Annotated in this window: 15 protein-coding genes; 8 read left to right on the forward strand and 7 right to left on the reverse strand. The window is 69.1% G+C overall.

Features of this window, described 5'->3' with window-relative positions; genetic code table 11:
* Position 1 precedes the first annotated feature (1 nt).
* Positions 2–1,006, forward strand: coding sequence for a Bug family tripartite tricarboxylate transporter substrate binding protein (locus AC1DXX_RS06100; protein ID WP_478133275.1), 1,005 nt, complete (start codon positions 2–4; stop codon positions 1,004–1,006).
* A gap of 22 nt (positions 1,007–1,028) precedes the next feature.
* On the opposite strand, the gene AC1DXX_RS06105 is transcribed toward AC1DXX_RS06100, so the two are convergent.
* On the reverse strand, positions 1,029–2,009 hold the full coding sequence (locus tag AC1DXX_RS06105) for a GlxA family transcriptional regulator (RefSeq protein WP_478133276.1): 981 nt from the start codon (positions 2,007–2,009) through the stop codon (positions 1,029–1,031).
* A gap of 103 nt (positions 2,010–2,112) precedes the next feature.
* On the opposite strand from AC1DXX_RS06105, the gene AC1DXX_RS06110 reads away from it, so the two are divergent.
* Positions 2,113–2,940: a dienelactone hydrolase family protein gene (locus AC1DXX_RS06110; RefSeq protein WP_478133277.1), complete on the forward strand. Its 828-nt coding sequence runs from the start codon at positions 2,113–2,115 to the stop codon at positions 2,938–2,940.
* Positions 2,941–2,949: 9 nt separating this feature from the next.
* Here AC1DXX_RS06110 and AC1DXX_RS06115 read toward each other — a convergent pair whose 3' ends face one another.
* Entirely contained in the window at positions 2,950–4,140 is a 1,191-nt protein-coding gene (locus AC1DXX_RS06115) for an MFS transporter (RefSeq protein WP_478133278.1), read from the reverse strand.
* A gap of 94 nt (positions 4,141–4,234) precedes the next feature.
* On the opposite strand from AC1DXX_RS06115, the gene AC1DXX_RS06120 reads away from it, so the two are divergent.
* On the forward strand, positions 4,235–5,197 hold the full coding sequence (locus AC1DXX_RS06120) for a LysR family transcriptional regulator (protein WP_478133279.1): 963 nt from the start codon (positions 4,235–4,237) through the stop codon (positions 5,195–5,197).
* Here the strand turns inward: AC1DXX_RS06120 and AC1DXX_RS06125 are convergent.
* The 3 genes from AC1DXX_RS06125 to AC1DXX_RS06135 form a co-directional block, all read right to left on the reverse strand.
* On the reverse strand, positions 5,146–5,919 hold the full coding sequence (locus AC1DXX_RS06125; RefSeq protein ID WP_478133280.1) for a 2-keto-4-pentenoate hydratase: 774 nt from the start codon (positions 5,917–5,919) through the stop codon (positions 5,146–5,148). The genes AC1DXX_RS06120 and AC1DXX_RS06125 overlap by 52 nt on opposite strands.
* Before the next feature lie 290 nt (positions 5,920–6,209).
* Positions 6,210–7,187 carry a Bug family tripartite tricarboxylate transporter substrate binding protein gene (locus tag AC1DXX_RS06130; RefSeq protein ID WP_478133281.1) on the reverse strand — a complete coding sequence of 326 codons (978 nt, stop codon included), beginning with the start codon at positions 7,185–7,187 and terminating at the stop codon, positions 6,210–6,212.
* A 115-nt stretch (positions 7,188–7,302) separates the two neighbouring features.
* The gene (locus AC1DXX_RS06135; RefSeq protein ID WP_478133282.1) at positions 7,303–8,547 is read right to left on the reverse strand and encodes a pyridoxal-phosphate-dependent aminotransferase family protein; all 1,245 of its coding nucleotides are present in this window, start codon (positions 8,545–8,547) and stop codon (positions 7,303–7,305) included.
* Between the two features lie 121 nt (positions 8,548–8,668).
* Here AC1DXX_RS06135 and AC1DXX_RS06140 point away from each other — a divergent pair, with 121 nt between their 5' ends.
* The 3 genes from AC1DXX_RS06140 to AC1DXX_RS06150 are packed head-to-tail and all read left to right on the forward strand — an operon-like array spanning position 8,669 to position 13,030.
* A complete protein-coding gene (locus AC1DXX_RS06140) occupies positions 8,669–9,364 on the forward strand; it encodes a GntR family transcriptional regulator (RefSeq protein WP_478133283.1) in 696 nt (231 codons plus the stop codon).
* An 11-nt stretch (positions 9,365–9,375) separates the two neighbouring features.
* Positions 9,376–12,453: an FAD-binding and (Fe-S)-binding domain-containing protein gene (locus AC1DXX_RS06145; RefSeq protein ID WP_478133284.1), complete on the forward strand. Its 3,078-nt coding sequence runs from the start codon at positions 9,376–9,378 to the stop codon at positions 12,451–12,453.
* A gap of 22 nt (positions 12,454–12,475) precedes the next feature.
* Entirely contained in the window at positions 12,476–13,030 is a 555-nt protein-coding gene (locus tag AC1DXX_RS06150; protein ID WP_478133285.1) for a methylated-DNA--[protein]-cysteine S-methyltransferase, read from the forward strand.
* 6 nt (positions 13,031–13,036) lie between these two features.
* Here AC1DXX_RS06150 and AC1DXX_RS06155 read toward each other — a convergent pair whose 3' ends face one another.
* Both AC1DXX_RS06155 and AC1DXX_RS06160 read right to left on the reverse strand, forming a co-directional pair.
* Positions 13,037–14,257, reverse strand: coding sequence for an MFS transporter (locus AC1DXX_RS06155; RefSeq protein ID WP_478133286.1), 1,221 nt, complete (start codon positions 14,255–14,257; stop codon positions 13,037–13,039).
* Positions 14,258–14,340: 83 nt separating this feature from the next.
* Complete coding sequence (locus AC1DXX_RS06160) at positions 14,341–15,234, reverse strand: LysR substrate-binding domain-containing protein (RefSeq protein WP_478133287.1); 894 nt, start codon at positions 15,232–15,234, stop codon at positions 14,341–14,343.
* Between the two features lie 78 nt (positions 15,235–15,312).
* Between AC1DXX_RS06160 and AC1DXX_RS06165 the strand changes: the two genes are divergently transcribed.
* Both AC1DXX_RS06165 and AC1DXX_RS06170 read left to right on the forward strand, forming a co-directional pair.
* Positions 15,313–16,488: an MFS transporter gene (locus AC1DXX_RS06165; RefSeq protein WP_478133288.1), complete on the forward strand. Its 1,176-nt coding sequence runs from the start codon at positions 15,313–15,315 to the stop codon at positions 16,486–16,488.
* On the forward strand, positions 16,485–17,105 hold the full coding sequence (locus AC1DXX_RS06170) for a pyridoxamine 5'-phosphate oxidase family protein (RefSeq protein ID WP_478133289.1): 621 nt from the start codon (positions 16,485–16,487) through the stop codon (positions 17,103–17,105). The genes AC1DXX_RS06165 and AC1DXX_RS06170 overlap by 4 nt, the downstream gene beginning before the upstream one ends.
* Positions 17,106–17,163 lie beyond the last annotated feature (58 nt).

Consider the following 17,163-nt stretch of genomic DNA (forward strand, 5'->3'; position numbering starts at 1 on the left):
GATGAGCCAACACAACCTCGTTGCCGCTGCCCGGCTTTCGCGTCGCAACCTGCTGGCGGGTGCCGCCATGGGCCTGGGCCTGGGCTGCCTGATCCCGCACGCGGCCCAGGCGCAAAACATCAGCCGCATCATCGTGCCGTTCCCGGCCGGCGGCCCGGCTGACTTCATGGGCCGTCTGCTGTCGGAAAAGCTCAAGGCCGAACTCGGCCGCACCATCATGGTCGACAACCGTCCCGGCGCCGGGACCCGCCTGGCCGCCGAGGCACTGAAGAACGCGCCCGCCGACGGCGCCACCGTGCTGCTGGCCCCCGTGGACCCGATGTTCATCGGCCCGGCGATCTACACCAACATGCGCTTCGATCCGGCCACCGATTTCAAGCCGATCACCGACGTGACCGGCGTGCAGTTCGGCCTGGCCGTCAGCGCAGCCTCGCCCGTCAAGACACTGGCCCAGTTCGTCCAGGCCGCCAAGGCGAACCCCGATCAAGGCTCGATCGGCATCACCACGGTGGGATCGCTGCTCCACTTCCTGGCGATGGACTTCGTGGCCATGTCGCGCTCCGGCGCCACGCTCGTGCCGTACCGCGGCGGCGCCCCGATGGTCACGGAACTGCTCGGCGGCCAGGTGAGCGCCGGCATGGATGCCACGACCACGCTCACCGAATACCACCGGGCGGGAAAACTGCGCGTGCTGGCGGTGGCGGGCGACAAGCGCGCCGACGGCCTGCCCGATGTCCCGACCTTCGCCGAAGCCGGATACCCGACGCTGGTGGCCTCGTCGCGTTACGTGCTCTACGCCCATGCCAACACGGCGCCCGCCACCATCGCGCAGTGGAACCAGGCCATGCGCAAGGTGCTGGCCCTGCCCGACGTGCGCGAAAAGCTGGGCCGCGTGGGCTACGACCTGCTGCCCGGCGCTTCGACAGAAGAGGTCGTCCGCTACACCGACGCGCTGGCCGCACGCTGGCTGCCGGTCATCAAGGCCTCGGGCTACAAGGGCGACTGACCCGGCGAAGCCATACCGATGCCTAGGCCGGCTGCAAATTCGAACGGAACTTGCTCGGCGTGGCGCCTGCCGCCTTGCGCATGAGCCGCCGCAGCGCGGTGGCGTCCTCGTAGCCGACCTGCGTGGCGACCTGCTCGATCGTCATCCGGCTCGTCTCGATCAGCATGCGTGCCCGCGACAGCCGCACGCTCTGCACCAGCGCCAGCGGGCCGAGGCCGGTCGCGGCGCGCACATGCCGGGCCAGCGTTCGCTGCGACATCGCGAACTCGCCGGCCAGCACCGCGATGCTGGGCGGACGGGGCAGTGACGATTCGATGCGCTGCGTCAGCCGCCGGACCAGCGCGCTGCCGTTGGACATCATCGAGGGCACGACGAAGGGCGCCTGCGCCTCGCGCCCGTCGATCAGCAGCACCTTGCCGACCGCATCGGCCAGCGGCGGGCCGAAGCGCGTGCGCAGCAGATGCAGCATCAGGTCCGACTGGGCAAATGCGGCGCCGGCCGTGCTCACGGGCCCGTCGGCGCAGACCATGCGGTCCGCATCCACCTTGCAGCGGGGTTCGATGCGCCGCAGCTCCGGCGCGAGCCACCAGGTGGTGGTGGCGCGCCGGTCCTGCAGCAGGCCCGCTGCCTGAAGCAGGAACACGGCGGAGCACGATGCGGCCACTGCGCCGCCGCGCGCGCCGTGGCGTTTCACGGCGGCGATGGCGCGGGTGGCGCAGTCGTCGGCCAGCCGTACGGCCAGGTCCGCAGGGCGGTCCACGCCGAGGCCCGGAACGATCCAGGTCGAGGCATCGGCGCGCGAACGGCCGGGCATGGCGGTGGTCTCGACCCGCAGGCCGCCGCTCAGCGGCACGGCGCCGCCGTCCGGCGACACCACGCGCCACGTCGGGCGAGGCATCTTCAACCCCGGTGCCAGGCCCGCTGCCGCATCCAGCACATCCAACGTGACGGAGACGCTGGTGGCGAAGGCTCCTGGAAGCACCAGGACGGTGAAATCATGCATGGCTTGAAACGCCCGATAAATGTCCAAATGGACACTGTCAGTCTAGCGCTTCACCCCGTGTAATAGCCGCTCAGATTCACACGATCCACCTGCAGGAGCCACGATGCCGCCGACACGGAGCATGAACGAACGCGATCCCCTCGAAGACTTCGACCGCCGCGAGATCACCCTGGACGACGCCACCAAGACGGTCTACGTTGCAGGCACCGGGCCGGCGGTGATCGTCATGACCGAGATGCCCGGCATCAGCCCGCACGTCGCGCGCTTCGCCCGCTGGGTGCGGGATGCGGGGTTCACCGTGTACATGCCTTCGCTGTTCGGCCGCGACGGCGCGGTGGCGGACGCGGAGGAGGGCAAGGCCGTCTTCCAGCGGGCATGCGTCAGCGCCGAATTCCGTGCCTTTGCGGGCAACAGGTCGAGCCCGGTGACGCAGTGGCTGAGATCGCTCGCACGGCTGGCGCATGGAGAGTGCGGCGGCCCCGGTGTCGGCGCCATCGGGATGTGCTTCACCGGCAACTTCGCACTCACGATGATGCTGGAGCCCTCGGTGCTGGCGCCGGTGCTGTCGCAGCCGTCGCTGCCACTGGACAATCCAGCCGGCATCGAGATCGCGCCCGAGGAGATCGCTGCCGTCAAGCAGCGCCTGGACCGCGACGACCTGACCGTGATGGCCTACCGTTTCGAGGGCGACCGGTTCTGCACTGCCCAGCGTTTCGCCGCCTATTCCGAAGCGCTCGGCAGCCGCTTCGTTGCCCGCGTGCTGCCCGACAGCGCAGCCAACCGGAAATCGTTGCCGTCGTTCTTCGAGCAGCTGGTTGCGAGCCCGCACAGCGTGGTGACGGCCCACCTCATCGACGAGGCGGGCCAGCCGACGATGGCGGCACGCGACGAGATCCTTTCGTTCTTCGTGCGCCGCCTCGCTTCGCGATGACGGAAAGGCTCAGGTGCGGACCGCGGCGCAATCGCCCAGCGCATTGGCGGTCTCGCGCCGGTCGAGCGAGCGGCTCCAGAGTGCGATGGCCAGGCCCGCGAGCGTGAGCAGCGCGGCCACCCAACCCAGTGCGCGCAGGCCCGGGCCGTGGTCGATCACCACGCCGCCCACCCAGGCGCCGAGCGCATTGCCGAGGTTGAAGGCCGCGATGTTGAGGCTCGACGCCAGGTTCTGGCCCGCGCCCGAAGCCTTTTCGAGCACACGCAGCTGCATCGGCGCCACCGTGGCGAACGAGGCCACGCCCAGCAGCCCGACGAAGATCACGGCCGTGAACGGCGTGCCGATGGTGAACTGCATCGCGCCGAGCACCACCGCCAGCGCCACCAGCGTGCCGAGCACGGCCGCCATCGGCGCGCGGTCGGCCAGCTTGCCACCGAGGATGTTGCCGACGGCCAGCCCGCCGCCGAACACCAGCAGGATCGGCGACACGGCCGATTCCGGCAGGCCGGTGAGCTGCGTCAGCAGCGGCTGGATGTAGGTGAACACCACGAACACGCCGGCAAAGCCGAGCACCGTCATCGCGAGGCCGAGCAGCACCTGCGGCCGGGCCAGCACGGCGAGCTCTTCACGCAGCGGCGCAGGCCTGGTCTCGCCCTTCACGCGCGGCACGAACATGGCGAGCACGGTGAAGGCCAGCACGCCGATCAGCGTCACGGCCCAGAAGGCCGAGCGCCAGCCGAACTGCAGGCCCAGCCACGCGCCGGCCGGCACGCCGAGCAGCGTGGCGGCGGTGAGGCCGGTGAACATGATCGCGATGGCCGAGGCGCGGCGCTCCGGCGCCACGAGGCCGGTGGCCACCACCGAGCCGACGCCGAAGAAGGTGCCGTGTGCGAGCGAAGTGATCACGCGTGCGGCCATCAGCATCTCGTAGCTGGGCGCCAGCGCACACGCCAGGTTGCCGAGCGTGAAGATCGCCATCAGCGCGAGCAGCACGGTCTTGCGCGGCAGCTTGCGGGTGGCGATGGTGAGTACCGGCGCGCCGACCGCGACGCCGAGCGCGTAGCCCGAGATCAGCAGGCCTGCGGCCGTGATGGAGACGTGAAGATCCGTCGACACCTGCATCAGCAGGCCCATGATGACGAACTCGGTGGTGCCGATCCCGAAGGCACCGGCGGTGAGGGCGAGTAGAGCGATTGGCATGATGGCCTGTACTGTGCGGACATTCGGGCCCTGTGACTAGAATGCCGCTGCTACACGCACTTGTGAATTGAAATCACAGACAAGGAAGTCCGCCATGCCACGCATCGATGTCAACCGCTCCGGCGAGATGGAAGCCTTCGTGCAGGTGGTGGAGTCCGGCGGTTTCTCGGCGGCGGCGCGCCTGCTGGACATGACGCCCTCGGCCGTCAGCAAGCTGGTGGCGCGGCTCGAACTGCGGCTCGGCATCCAGCTCGTGCACCGCTCCACCCGCAAGCTGCAGCTCACGCCCGAAGGGCTTCACTTCTACGAGCGCAGCACCCGCGTGCTGGCCGACATGGACGAAGCCGAGCGCTGTGCCGCCGCCGGTGCGGCGCCGCGCGGGCGCGTGAGCATCAACGCGAGCGTGTCCTTCGGCCACCACAAGCTGGTGCCGCTGGTGCCGCGCCTGCTCGAAGCGCATCCGCAGATCACGCTGGACATCGCGCTGACCGACCGCGTCGTCGACCTGATGGACGAGCGCGCGGACATCGCGATCCGCTGGGGCCAGTTGCCGTCGTCCGAGCTGGTGGCGCGGCGCCTGGGCGAGACGAGCCAGTCCATCGTGGCCGCGCCCGGCTACCTCGCGAAGTACGGCACACCGCGCACGCCGCAGGAGCTGGAAGCGCACAACCGGCTCGGGTGGAGCTACCGGCGCAGCGCGCCCGACTGGCCGCTGCGCGTCGACGGCCGGATGATCGCCATCCCGGTGGCCGGCCCGGTGCGCGCGGGCGATGGCGAAACGCTGCGGCAGCTGGCCATCGCAGGGGCCGGTGTGGCGCGGCTGTCGCTCTATCACATCCAGCACGACATCGATGCCGGCCGGCTGGTGCCGCTGCTCGAGGAGTTCAACCCGGGCGAGATCGAGCCGATCCACGCGGTGTACATCGGCAAGGCCGGCACGCTGCCGGCGCGGGTGCGCGCGGTGCTCGACTTCCTGGTGGCGTGCTCGGGGGTGGGCGACGGGCGCTACACGCGCAAGCGAACAGCGCCGATGCCGGCGAACTCCGCCGTCACCTGATCGCCGCGGCGGCAGGGCAGCACACCGACCCACGAACCGGTCGTGACGACCGTGCCGGCGCGTGCCGTCTGGCCCTGCCGCGTGATGTGGCGCAGCCAGGTCGGCAGCAGCCAGGCGGGATCGGCCAGCGGATGGGTGCCTTCGCGCACGACGACTTTGGCATCGCCGACGCGCGTTTCGCAGCGCTGCGAGGCCCAGTCGATCGCGGCATAGGGCTGCCATTCGCCGAGCACCAGCGCGCCGTGCACCTGCGAATCGGCGAGGCGCAGCAGGGCGGGGGTGGAGGAGAGGTCCTGCCAGCGCGAATCCACGATCTCGATGGAGACGGCCATCGCGTCGATGAGCGAGGCCGCGTTGTCGTGATCGAGCTTCGCCGCTTGCGCGGGCGTCACGTCCTGGCCGAGCCGCAGTGCGATTTCGGACTCGATGCCCGGCGTGTGGAACACGAGGTCGCCGAAATCGGCGGGGCTCTGGCGCACGCCCGAAGGAGGCAGCGGCGCATGCGTGAGCGTCACGCTGCGCGAGCCGCCGCCGGATTTCCAGTGGGCGGGGACGGCGCCGTCGTTGTCGAACCAGTCGAGTGCGGCGGCCACGGCGTCCTGTACTTCGTAGGCCTGGGCGGCATCTTGCAGTGCGTCGGTCCAGGGCGCGGCGTCGAGGGTGCGGTTGCTGCGGCGTGCGGCGATCAGGGCGTCGGCGAGGGCTGTCATGGATGAGTTCATGTGGCGATTTTGTCAGTTGCGTTCAGGGTGCGTGCACAGGCCACCGGGTGCTCCCCTCCGCGAATGTCCCCCGCTTCGCTCCTCCTTTATTTCGCTGCGGGGAGCACCCGGTGCCCTGCGCACAAGGCACGCTGCTGGTTTGCGGCCGATCAACCAGTGCTCTGAGCGATCACGCTGGCGGTGTGCTCTGCGCAGCGAAATAAAGGAGGAGGCATGCGGCCTTAGGCCGCGCCGGGGGACATTCGCGGAGCAGAGCACACCGTCGGCGTGAGCGCGCCCTGAACGGGCCTTCAAGTTTCCACATGCACGTTGCCATCCTTGACCACCTTCGCCCACTTGGCAATCTCGGTGCTGATGAACTGCTTGAACTTGTCCTGCGAGCCGCCACCGTCTTCCGCGCCATAGGTATCGAGCCGCTCCTGCACGTCGGGCATCACGAGGATGGTGTTGACGTCGCGATTCACCTTCTGGGCAATCGCAGGCGGCAGCTTGCCCGGACCAGCGAGGCCATACCAGGTGGTCGCCTCGAAACCGGCAAAGCCTTGTTCCTGCATCGTCGGCACGTTCGGGTGGCCCTTGGCGCGCTTGGTGCGGGTCTGCGCCACGGCGATCACGCGGCCGTTCTTCACGTGCGGCGTGGCGGCCGTCATGGTCTCGAAGCTGTACTGGATCTGCCCGCCCATCAGGTCGGCCAGCAGCGGGCCGCTGCCCTTGTAGGGCACATGCAGTGCGTCGATGCCCGCCTGCAGCTTGAACATCTCCAGCGCCAAGTGCTGCGCCGAACCCGCACCGGCCGAGCCGAAGCTCACCGTGCCCGGTGCAGCCTTGCAGGCCGCCACGATGTCCTTCACCGAGAGTGCCTTCTGCGAGGGGCCGGCGATCAGCAGGTTGGGCGTGACGCCCACGAGCACGATCGGCACGAAGTCGCGCTCCACGTTGTAGCGCAGCTTGGGCTGCAGGCTGGGTGCGAGCGCGTGGCTGTTGATGTGCGCCATCAGCAGAGTGCTGCCGTCGCTGGGCTGCTGCGACACGTAGTCGGCCGCGAGCACGCCCGCAACGCCGCCCTTGTTCTCGACGATGACCTGCTGGCCCCACAGGATCGTGAGCTTCTGCGCGACCACGCGCGCGAGCGCATCGGTGCCGCCGCCCGGCGGAAAGCCCACCACGATGCGCACCGGCCCCGAAGGCCACTCCTGCGCGAAGAGGCGGGGCACGCCCAGCGTGGCAGCCGCGGCGCCTGCGGCTTGAATGAGGGAACGTCGTTGCATCATCTTTGTCTCCGTGGTGTTGGGGGTCCGATGCGTGCCGGGCCTGGAAGCCCGGCAGGAGGGTGGCCGCCGCGCCGTTCGAGCAGCGCGTTGCGGCCGGTGCGAGGTGCGGCGCCTAGGCGGCCTTCTGCAGGCCGACGGGCGCTGCCGCGTGGTTCGCGAAATGGTCCATCGCTGCCTGCACGCCGCTGCCCGCCAGCTGGATGCCCGCGAGCTTCATGCCCATCTCGACGCCTGCCACCATGGCAACGAGCGTCAGGTCGTTGCTGTCGCCCAGGTGGCCCATGCGGAACATGCGGCCCTTGAGCTTGCCGAGGCCGGTGCCGAGCGAGAGGTCGAAGCGCTGGTGGATCAGCCGGCGCAGCGCATCGGCATCGACGCCTTCGGGCGTGATCACGCCGGTGAGCACGGGCGAATAGACCGCCGGGTCGGCGCACTGGATCGGCAGGCCCCAGGCATTGACCGCGGCGCGCACGCCCGTGGCCCAGCGCTGGTGCCTTGCGAACACGTTGGACAGCCCTTCGCCGAGGAGCATGTCGAGCGATTCCGACAATCCGTAGAGCAGGTTGGTGTTGGGCGTGTAGGGCCAGTAGCCGTCCTTGTTCATCTCGACGATCTCGTCCCAGGCCCAGAAGGCGCGCGGCAGCTTCGCGCTCTTCGAGGCTTCGAGTGCGCGCGGCGAGAGCGCGTTGAAGCTGATGCCCGGTGGCAGCATGAGGCCCTTCTGCGAGCCGCTGATGGTGACGTCCACGCCCCATTCGTCGTGCCGGAAGTCGGCGCTCGCGAGGCCCGAGATGCTGTCGACCATCAGCAGGGCGGGGTGGCCGGCCGCGTCGATGGCCTTGCGCACCGCGGCGATGTCGGAGGTGACGCCGGTGGAGGTTTCGTTGTGCACCACGCACACGGCCTTGATCTTCTTTTCGGTGTCCTTGCGCAGGCGGGCCTCGATGAGTTCGGCCTGCACGCCGCGGCGCCAGCTCGGTGCCTGCGGCAGGTGCTCGTCGCTGCCCGAGAGCGCGAGGAACTCGGTCGAGAGGCCGAGGCGCGTGGCCATCTTCTGCCAGAGCGCGGCGAAGTGGCCGGTCTCGTACATCAGCACGTGGTCGCCCGGGCTCAGCGTATTGGCGAGCGCGGCCTCCCAGGCGCCGGTGCCCGAAGCCGGGTAGATCGCGACCGGATGCCTGGTCTTGAAGATCTGCCTGATGCCGCCGAGCACCTTGAGCCCCAGCGTGCCGAACTCGGGCCCGCGGTGGTCGATGGTCGGCAGGCTCATGGCGCGCAGGATGCGGTCGGGCACCGGGCTCGGGCCGGGAATCTGGAGGAAGTGGCGGCCGGTGGGATGGATGTCGAGTTGCAGCATGGACTGTCCTTTCGCTTTCAGTTTTGCATTCAAAATACGTTTATGTATGCTGGTTTACCCTGAATTTAGGGGGTTGTGAGTCCTATTTTTTGCATTCAAAATGCATTCAAGGGACACCACCATGACAGCCGACATCATCGAAATCTCCAGACTCGCCCTGCACGACCAGGTGGCGGCGCGCCTGCGCACCATGCTGGTCGAGGGGCACATCGCGCCCGGCGCCAAGCTCAACGAGCGCGAGCTGTGCCTGCAATTGCGCGTGTCGCGCACGCCGCTGCGCGAGGCCATCAAGCTGCTGGCGGCCGAAGGGCTGGTCGATCTGCTGCCCAACCGCGGCGCGGTGGCGGTGAAGCTCACCGAGGCCGACGTGCTCAACACCTTCGAGGTGCTGGCGATGCTCGAAGGCATGTCGGGCGAGCTGGCGGCCAAGCGCATCACCGACGAGGAACTGGCCGAGGTGCGCGCGCTGCACTACGAGATGCTGGCCTGCTTCGCGCGGCGCGATCTCTCGGGCTACTACCGCCTCAACGCGCGCATCCACACCGCCATCAACGAGGCCGCGGGCAACCCGGTGCTCACGGGCACCTACCGCTCGATCAACGCCCGCGTGCAGTCGCTGCGCTTTCGCACCAACCAGGACGAGACCAAGTGGAAGCATGCGGTCGACGAGCACGAGCAGATGATCGAGGCGCTGGCTGCGCGCGATGCACCGGCCATGCGCAAGGTGCTCGTGGCGCACGTGCTGCGCAAGCGCGACACCGTGCTGGCGCTGCTGCGCGCCGGCGAGATCTACCCACAAGCCGCCAAGGCGAGCTGAGCCTGCACACCATGCGCATCGATCCCGCGAGCCACATGCAGCCAGCCGGAACCGTTCTTCCGCCCAACGACACCTGCGAGCTGCTCGCGCGCCGGCTGCGCACCGAAACGCAGGGCGAGGTGCTGTTCGACAGCGGATCGCGCGGGCGCTACGCCACCGATGCGTCGATCTACCAGATCACGCCCGTCGGCGCCTTCGTGCCGACGAACGAGCGCGACATCGCGACCGCCATCGACATCGCACGCGACCTGAAGGTGCCGGTGCTGGCCCGCGGCGGCGGCACCAGCCAGTGCGGGCAGACCACGGGCGCGGCGCTGGTCATCGACAACAGCAAGCATTTCAGGCGCGTGCTCGACGTGAATGCGGAGGAGGGCACGGCCACCGTCGAACCCGGCCTCGTGCTCGACCACCTGAATGCGAAGCTCAAGCCGCTCGGGCTCTGGTACCCGGTCGACGTGTCGACCAGTGCGCAGGCCACGCTGGGCGGCATGGCGGGCAACAACTCCTGCGGCTCGCGCTCCATCGCCTACGGCAACATGGTGCACAACGTGCTGGGCGCGAGCGCGTGGCTGTCGAGCGGCGAGCTGGTCGAGTTCGGCCCGCAGTCCGCGCTGGGCGCCAGGGCGGCCGGCATCGCGCAGTTCGTGCACGGGCTGGCGCGCCAGCACCGCGAGCAGATCGCAGCGCACTGGCCCAAGGTGATGCGCCGCGTGGCAGGCTACAACCTCGACATCTTCGACAACCAGAGCGAGCGGCCCTACACCGCCGACGGCAGCGTGAACCTTGCGCACCTGCTGATCGGCGCCGAAGGCACGCTGGCCTACACGAAGAGCCTGAAGCTCAAGCTCGCACCGCTGCCGCGCGCCAAGGTGCTGGGCATCGTGAACTTCCCGACCTTCCATGCGGCCATGGATGCGGCGCAGCACATCGTGAAGCTCGGCCCCACGGCGGTGGAGCTGGTCGACCGCACGATGATCGAGCTGAGCCTGGCGAACCCGGCCTTCAAGCCGACCGTGGAGACCGCGCTGATCGGCAAGCCCGCGGCCATCCTGCTGGTCGAGTTCTCCGGCGACTACAAGGCCGCGCTGCTGCCGCAGCTGAAGCAGCTCGTCGAGCTGATGGGCGACCTCGGCCTGCCCGGCAGCGTGGTCGAGATGCCCGACGACGCGCGCCAGAAGAACCTGTGGGAAGTGCGCAAGGCCGGCCTCAACATCATGATGAGCCTCAAGGGCGACGGCAAGCCGGTGAGCTTCATCGAGGACTGCGCGGTGCCGCTCGAGCACCTGGCCGCGTACACCGATGCGCTGACCGAAGTGTTCGCCAGGTACGGCAGCCGCGGCACCTGGTATGCGCATGCCTCGGTCGGCACGCTGCATGTGCGGCCGATTCTCGACATGCGCGCCGACGGCGGCGCCAAGATGCGCGCCATCGCGGAGGAGGCCAGCGCACTGGTGCGCAAGCACAAGGGTGCCTTCAGCGGCGAGCACGGCGACGGCCTGTGCCGCGGCGAATGGATCGAATGGCAGTTCGGCCCGGCCATCAACGAAGCCTTCCGCGCAATCAAGAACAAGCTCGATCCGGTCAACCTGTTCAACCCCGGCAAGATCATCGACCCGCCGCGCATGGACGACGGTGCGCTGTTCCGCTTTGCGCCGCCGACGGCGCCCAGGCCCTATCGCCGCATCGCGCTCAAGCCGGTGCTCGACTGGTCGGCCTGGAACGTCAACGCCGACCCGGTGACCGAGGCGACCACCGCTCCCGGCACCGGCGGCGACAGCACCGGCGGCCTCGCCAAGGCCGTCGAGATGTGCAACAACAACGGCCACTGCCGGAAGTTCGACGCCGGCACCATGTGCCCGAGCTACCGCGTGACGCGCGACGAGCAGCACCTGACGCGCGGCCGCGCCAACACGCTGCGCCTCGCGCTCTCGGGCCAGCTCGGCGCCGATGCTTTCACGAGCGAAGCGATGCACGAGACCATGGACCTGTGCGTCGGCTGCAAGGGCTGCAAGCGCGATTGCCCGACCGGTGTGGACATGGCGAAGATGAAGATCGAGTTTCTCGATCACTACAAGAAACGCCACGGCCACACGCTGAAGGACAAACTCGTCGCCTACATGCCCGACTACGCGCACAAGGCGAGCCGGATGCCCTGGCTGCTGAACCTGCGCAACAGCGTGCCCGGTGCGGCGTGGCTCGGCGAGAAACTGCTGGGCTTTTCGGCGAAGCGTTCACTGCCCGAATGGCGTTCGGATACGTTCTGGCGCGCGAAGGGCAACGAGCCCGGGCTGTTCGCCGACCAGGCCTCGGTGCTGTCGGTGGCGGCGCGGGGCGGCAAGGCGGCCGTGCTGTTCGTCGACACCTTCAACGGCACCTTCGAAAGCGAGAACGCCCTGGCGGCCGCGCGCGTGCTCGAAGCCGCGGGCTATGTGCTGCACACTGTCGAGAAGCGCGGCGGGCACCATTGCTGCGGGCGGACCTTCCTGGCCAGCGGCATGGTGGACGAGGCCAAGGTTCGCGCCGAAGCGTTGATCGACGCGCTGCTGCCGCTGGCGCAGGCCGGCATTCCCATCGTCGGGCTCGAGCCTTCGTGCCTGCTCACGCTGCGCGACGAAACGCTGGTGATGGGCTTCGGCGACAAGGCCCGGACGGTCGCGAAGCAGGCGCTGCTGTTCGAGGAATTCATCGCGCGCGAGCTCGAGGCCGGCCGCTTCGCGCTGGCGCTGAAGCCGGCGACCGCGCCGATCCTCCTGCACGGCCATTGCCATCAGAAGGCCTTCGGTGCGGTAAGCCCGATCCTGGACGTGCTGAAGCTGATCCCCGGCGCCGAGCCCGAGCTGATCGAAAGCTCGTGCTGCGGCATGGCCGGCAGCTTCGGCTACGAGGTCAGCCATTACGACGTGTCGATGCAGATGGCCGAAGCCAGCCTGCTGCCCGCGATCCGTGCGAAGCCCGATGCCATCGTGGTGGCCGACGGCACCAGCTGCCGGCACCAGATCGGCGATGGGGCGCAGCGCGAGGCGGTGCATGTGGCCGTGCTGCTGGAGCGCCATCTGCTGAAGCAGACCCTGGCCTCGAGGCAGGAATAAGGGGTTGGCAGAAAATGGCGCGATGAACGCATCCATCGAGCCGGGTTTTGCCCTTTTCGAGACCGCCATCGGCACCTGTGCGCTGGCCTGGGGGCCGCGCGGGCTCATCGGCGTGCAACTGCCCGAAGACAACGGCGAAGCCGCCGCGCGGGCCCGCATGCGGCGCCGCTTTCCGGAGCTGCCCGAGGCCCCGCCGCCCGAGAGCGCACAGCGCGCGATCGCGGCCGTTCAGGCCTTGCTGGAAGGCACATCCGACAACGACCTGAGCGACATCGTGCTCGACATGAGCGCCGTGTCGGAATTCCACCAACGCATCTATGCGATGGCGCGGCGCATTCCACCGGGCCAGACGCGCACCTACGGCGAGATCGCGACCGAGCTCGGCGACAAGGGCCTGTCGCGCGCCGTCGGGCAGGCCATGGGCCACAACCCGTTCGCACCGGTGGTGCCGTGCCATCGCGTGCTCGCGGCAGGCAACAAGCCCGGCGGATTCTCGGCGGGCGGCGGCGCATTGACCAAGCTGCGCATGCTCGACATCGAAGGCGCGCGGCCGAACGGAATGGCCTCGCTGTTCTGAAGCCGGTCAGATCGCAGGAACCGGCAGGCGGTGCAGCGCCGTGACGCGCGAAGCAAAGATGATCACGGCCTGCAGCACAAAGCCTGCGAGCGCGAGCAGCAGGCAAGCAGGTTCGCCCCACACGGCACCCACGGCGCCGCCCAGCGCCGCACCGACAGGCCGCGCGCCTGAATTGATCGTCAGGAACACAGCCGACACCCGGCCCAGCATCGTCGAAGGCACGACGCTCTGCCGCAGCGTGGTGGACGTGATCACCCAGACCATCGGGCCCGCACCGAAGAGAAAGAACGACAGCGCGGCGAGCGATGCTGCCGGAACGATGAGCGTGGCCGCCATCACGGCCGCAGCGATCACCGCCACCGCAGGCCCGACCTGGATGGCGCGGCCGAAGGGCAGCCGCGCCACCACGCGCGACGTCAGCAACGCGCCCGCCACCATGCCCGCGCCGTACATGGCCAGCGTGAAGCCCACCGCCTGTGCGCCGAGACCGAGCACCCGCACCGCATAAGGCACATACCCGGCCTGCAGCACGAACCACGAGATGTTGAAGACCGCACCGGTGATCGCCATCGGCCGCAGCAGTTCGTGTTGCCAGACGAAGCGGGCGCCGTCCCGGACCTCGAGCAGCGGATGGCGTCGAGAAGCGGATGAGCGCGGCGCCTCGGTCAGCCGCAGCAGCAGGGCCACGGCGGCGACCGACAGCACGGCCGCCAGCACGAAGGCCGCAGAGGCACCGGCCCAGGCGACCAGCGCACCAGCAAGCGCAGGGCCGGCGGTGAACGCCGCGCTGCGTGCGAGCTCCAGCCTGCCGTTGGCCAGGGCCAGCGCTTCGCGGGGCACCAGCGCAGGCACCAGGGCCGGCGCCGCGACGCTGAAGCCCACGGTGCCGACGGCGCCCAGGAACCCGAGCACGGCTAGCCACCCGATGCTGAGCTTCGATGCCAACACCATGGCCAGGAGCGCCAGCAGCGACACTGCCCGCAATCCCTCGGCCCACACCATCAGCCGCTGGCGCGACATGCGATCGGCCAGCAGCCCCAGCGGCATCGAGACCAGCAGGAAGGGCAGGGTCTGGACGGCTGCGAGAAATCCGATTTCACCCGGCCCGGCGCCGAGCATCAGCACGGCAACGAGCGGCACGGCCGCGAGGCTCAGCTGCTCGGCGGACTGTGCCGCGAGGTTGGACCACGCGAGATTCAGGAACGAACGGGGAAGGGCGGAAGACATGGGATGAGGCTCAGGCGGAAAACCTCATCGTGCGGGGAGGCCTCATTCGGCGCTGGCCGTTTCCGGACCTGCGAGCATCCGTGTCATCGCGGGTCGAGGTTCGCCCGCATTTCCTCGAACCACGCCGCCACATGCCGTGCCTCGGGTGCAGCGTCGGGCGCGAGGCCATAGTAGTAGCGGCTCAGCGTCATGCGCAGCGCGGGCAGCGGCGACTGCAGCCGGCCCGAGGCCAAGTCGTGCGCGACGAGCGAGGTCGGCGCAAGCGCGATGCCCAGCCCGTCGACCGCGGCCTGCAGCACGAAGTGCAGATGATCGAACTGCAGCTGGCCCGCCGGCTTCGTGCGCGGTGCGCCGACGTGCTTCTTCCAGGCGTCCCAGTCTTCCTTGCGTGTCTTGGCCGACAGCTGCACATGCGATGCGAGCGTGCGCAGGTCCGCGAGCGGATGCGTCCTGAACAGGGCCGGCGCGCCGACCACCAGGATCTCGTCTTCGAGGAAGGGCCGCACGTCGATGGACGGCGGCCAGCCTTCGAGCCCGCGGCGCACTGCGATGTCGAAGCTGCCTGTGGCCTGCTCCGGCATCAGGGTGCTCGTGACGACCTGCGGCTCGATGTCGGGATAGCGTTCGACGAACGAAGGCAACCGCGGAATGAGCCAGCGCACAGCGAAGGAGGGCCGCACGTTGATCCTGACCGCGCGCGCCGGACCCTGTGCCTGAAGCGCGCGTGCGGCCGCGTGAATCTGCGCCAGCGCTGGCCCTGCTTCGGCGAAGAACTGCTGTCCCTCGGCAGTCAATGTGACCTGGCGGACACGGCGCTCGAACAGCGCGACGCCCAGGCATTCCTCAAGGCTCTTGATCTGCCGGCTCACCGCGCTGTGCGTGACATGAAGCTCGAGCGCCGCGCGTGTGAAGCTCTGGTGGCGGGCCGCGGCGACAAAGGCGCGCACGGCATTGAGGGGCGGTTCTCGAAGCGGCATGTGTGCAATTTTCTCACGCATGAGGGGCGTTAATCTCGTTTGTCAGCCTGCCTTGCCGCGGCGCACCATGCGGCCTCGATGCCTCCTGCCCAACGCCCTCCATCCCTTGATTCCACCGACCTGAATTCCCGCCACGCGGCCATCGCGCTCGGGCTCTCGCTGCCGGCCGACGTGGTTCTCTACCTGCTGCTGCCGATGTATGCCGACCAGTTCGGCGTGACGCTGGCGGAAGCCGGCATGCTGCTCGCGGCCAACCGGCTGGTGCGCATTGCCGGGTACGGCTGGGTGGCGCGCTTCTATGCACGCCATGGCGACCGGCTCACCTGCACCATTGCCGTCGTGGCCGCCGCTGTCTGCGGCGTGGGCTATGCCACGCTCTCGGGCTTCTGGGCGCTGCTGCCGCTGCGGCTGACGTGGGGCCTGTGCTTCGCGGCGCTCAATCTTTCGACGCAGGCGCTGGCCACCGCCGATCCCGTCGGCGCGGCCCGCCGCAACGGACGCTCGCGCGCCTTCATCGCCATGGGGCCGGTGCTGGCGCTGCCGCTGGGCGCGTTGCTGGCGCACTGGACCGGGCCGCGCGCGATCTTCGGCATCCTCGCGGTGTTCTCGCTGCTGGCGGTGTTCGCGACAAGACGGCTGCCTTCCACGCCGCACCGCACGGAAAAGCCTGCGCGGCGCTTCGCGCGGCCCAACAGCCTCGACGGCTGGTCGTTCATGGAAGGGCTGGCGCTCGACGGGCTCTTCATCGTCGGCCTGTCCTACCTCGGCAAGGACCTGCTGCCTGGCGGTGCGGTGATCGTGGCCGGCCTGCTGATGGCGCTGCGCTACCTTGCGGAAATCTTCCTGAGCCCTGTCGGCGGCCACCTGGCCGAACGCTTCGGCGCCGAGCGCCTGCTGGTGAGCCTCTCGCTCGTGACGGCCATTGCGCTCGTCGGCTTCGGCCTGGGCTGGCTATGGAGCTGCGCGGCGCTGATCGTGGTGCTGCGCGCCTTGCAGCTGCCCTTGCTGCCGCCCATCGTGGCCCGCCGCACACCGGGGCCTGAGCGCCTGCATGCGCTGGCCACACGCTCGGTGTGGCGCGACATCGGTGCCGGCACCGGGCCGCTGATCGCCGGGCTGCTGCTGCCGGTCGCGTCGCCGCCTTGGATCTACGGCATTGCCGCCTTGCTGCTGGCAGCGACGGCGCTGGCCTGCGGCAGGAGTCCGTCGCTACATTCCATGCCTCATACCCACACCCAGGAGCGAACGTCATGACGACGCCCCATGCCATCGAAACCGTGGCCCAGCTGGAAGCCCTGTTCGGCCAGCCCGGTGAAGCCTCCCTCAAGAAGGAAGTGCCTTACCTGCACCCGGCCTACCAGGCGCTGATTGCCGCATCGCCCTTTGCGGTGCTGGCCACCACCGGCCCCGGCGGCCTCGACGCATCGCCGCGCGGCGACCCACCGGGCTTCGTGGCGGTGCAGGACGAGAAGACGCTGCTGCTGCCCGAACGCCGCGGCAACAACCGCATCGACAGCCTGCGCAACATCGTGACGGACCCGCGCGTGGCCTTGCTCTTCTTGATTCCCGGTGTCGGCGAAACGCTGCGCGTGAACGGAAGAGGGCGCATCACCGTCGCGCCCGATGTCATGGCGCGCTTCGCGGTCGACGGCAAGCTGCCGCAATGCGTGATCGAGATCCAGGTGGAGACGGTGTACTTCCAATGCGCCCGCGCGATCCAGCGCTCGAAGCTCTGGGCGCCTGTGGCGGCAGATGCGAAACGCGAAGTGCCGACGGCCGGGGCCATTCTGTCGGCGCTGACCGACTCGGCGTTCGATGGAGCGGCGTATGACCGGGAACTGCCGACGAGGCAGCAGGCGACGCTGTACTGAGGAGGCGACCGAGGTGAGTGCGAGTGAGGTTAGATTACGCTGACGACACGCTCCCCGC

Source organism: Variovorax sp. P4_B10, from assembly GCF_056402375.1.